Origin of the sequence: Rhizobium sp. 18055, from assembly GCF_902706285.1 — a bacterium.
GTDB lineage: Bacteria > Pseudomonadota > Alphaproteobacteria > Rhizobiales > Rhizobiaceae > Rhizobium.
This window is the reverse complement of the sequence record NZ_CACSKD010000245.1, coordinates 1-455: the sequence shown is the minus strand read 5'-3', so window position 1 is coordinate 455 and position 455 is coordinate 1. Positions and strand designations below refer to the sequence as shown.

Annotated in this window: 1 protein-coding gene; it reads right to left on the bottom strand. The window is 61.1% G+C overall.

Features of this window, described 5'->3' with window-relative positions; all coding sequences use genetic code 11:
* Nucleotides 1-253, bottom strand: a 253-nt coding sequence (locus GVL52_RS32080) for a type VI secretion system contractile sheath small subunit (protein ID WP_200847996.1), incomplete at its 3' end; no start/stop codon positions are given.
* Between the last annotated feature and the right edge of the window lie 202 nt (nt 254-455).

Genomic DNA, 455 nt, shown 5'->3' with positions numbered 1-455 from the left:
CGCGCGGCTTGATCGACTTCATGCGCGCATCGAAGTTGTCGATGTCGATGTCGAGGAACTTGCGGTCGGCGATCTCGGGCAGCGGGTCCACCGGCTTGCCCGACAGGTCGGCCATGACGCCCATGACGAAGGGAATCTGCACCTTCTTCTCGGACCCGTAGATCTCGACGTCGTACTCGATCTGCACGCGCGGCGCACGGTTGCGGGCAATGAACTTCTGACCGCTTTTGCCGGTCTTGGTTAAGGTCACCATGTTGAACTCTTCTCTCTCGTAAGGCTTGAAAACACAGATCGGCCGGATGACGCCGACGGGGCTGTCGCGGGGGCTCCCCCTCCTCTCGCGACACGCCAGCTGGACAAGTATCCGGCCCCCGAAGGAACACCGCTGTTACATTTCGTTTTCCATCAGGAAGACGGCTGCGAACCTCCCGTGATCGTCTCCACCTGCGCCACGC